The organism is Blautia sp. AM42-2, assembly GCF_003480245.1.
Taxonomy (GTDB): Bacteria; Bacillota; Clostridia; order Lachnospirales; family Lachnospiraceae; genus Fusicatenibacter; species Fusicatenibacter saccharivorans.
The window spans coordinates 1-1463 of sequence record NZ_QUIM01000027.1 but is presented as its reverse complement, the minus strand read 5'-3'; the positions used below and the strand labels follow the sequence as shown (position 1 = coordinate 1463).

2 protein-coding genes are annotated in these 1463 nt (G+C 42.7%); both read right to left on the bottom strand.

What is annotated here, in order from left to right:
• A partial coding sequence (locus DW915_RS15400) for an ATP-binding protein (RefSeq protein WP_243033855.1) occupies positions 1-607 on the bottom strand: 607 nt, incomplete at its 3' end.
• Between the two features lie 12 nt (positions 608-619).
• Positions 620-1463: Mu transposase domain-containing protein (locus tag DW915_RS15835; protein ID WP_330422710.1), on the bottom strand; the 844-nt coding region annotated here is incomplete at its 5' end.

Genomic DNA, 1463 nt, shown 5'->3' with positions numbered 1-1463 from the left:
CGATGATTTCAAATAAATCGCGGCATTTCTCGATGTCCAGATCCATTAAGCCGAAATCATCTATCACCATGAGATCATAAGCTGCCATTTCATTCGAATACTCAAAGTAAGTACCTTCCTGCCTGGCATGATCTGATTCCTTTAAGAGTGTGTTCGCACGTATGTATTTAACAGTACGGTTCTGATGCATTGCTGTGATACATAAGGCGCAGGCGATGTGCGTTTTCCCAGCACCGGCCCCTCCGGTCATCAGCAGGTTATTCGGCTCATCGATCCAATCACACTTGGCCAGAAGTTCTATGACGTGTGTATTCAGCTGACGTTCTGGATCATAGATTGAGCTGTCAAGATCAGCTGCAGGATATTTCAGGGTCGCTTTCTTCATGAGACGTTTAAACTTTTTACTCTCACGCTGATCCCACTCCTGATTTACAATAGCAGCAAAGCGGACTTCAAATGGTTCGAGACCTGTGTTTGGTTCCAGCAGCTGCTTTTCAAATGCTTCAGCCATACCGGACATGCGAAGTTTATACAGCCGATCCATGAGTATGTTCTGTTCCTTTGTGAGTTTATCGTTATAAAGATAGTCTTTTAATCTGTATGCCATAGTACGTCACCCTTACTTATAGTAGTCCTTTCCTCTGATATTTTCATGATTGGGCAGTGTTCCTGGTGAATGCTCGGGGAGTTCCTTCACATCCATCTTTTTCAGCATCTGCTTGAAGGTAAAATACTTACAGGAATTGATCTCTATACATTTACGGGCAACTTCTTCAGCAGCACCTTTCGGGATTGTTTTTACTTTATGCAGGATACCTGCACAAGCATTATAGGACTGCTCTTCATGTTTTGATGATTTAAGGAGTCTGTCAATCAGTTCTGACATCGCAGGACCAATGGCAGAAGCCCAGCGGCGGTAATAATTACCATCCTTTGAATTGACTTCTTTGTAATAAAGGTGTTCTGGCGGCATATGTTCATCTACCGTGATATACAGCGGAAACTCTCTATAAGACCGCTTATGTGTACAGATCAGCCGATTATACTGATCACAGATCCTGATCTCTGAAGCGGTTGCCTTCAGGATTGCAGGCTTGCCACAATAAGAGTACAATACGGAGTAGTAGTGGCCGTCATACTCGATGTGGTAGTTGTTGGGAACTTTTAGGACCGCTTTATAGTCGCAAGCCGTGTAACATCCGCCTGGCAGTGGTTTCATACATGGTTTGTCATACTTTTCGAAAGCATCCTGTCTTGAGAAGTCCTTGCCTTGAAAAGATCGTTTATTGAGGACTGCTACTATTTTTTTGATTTCAGCATTTAGGTCTTCAAATGATACATATATCTTTTCTTTCAGTTTCTCAACCAGGTGTATTTCAAGATAACGTACATGATTTTCAACTGTAGGCTTGCCTTTCGGCTTTCTAGCGGGTGGTGGAAGAACTATAGTTTCATAGAAATCT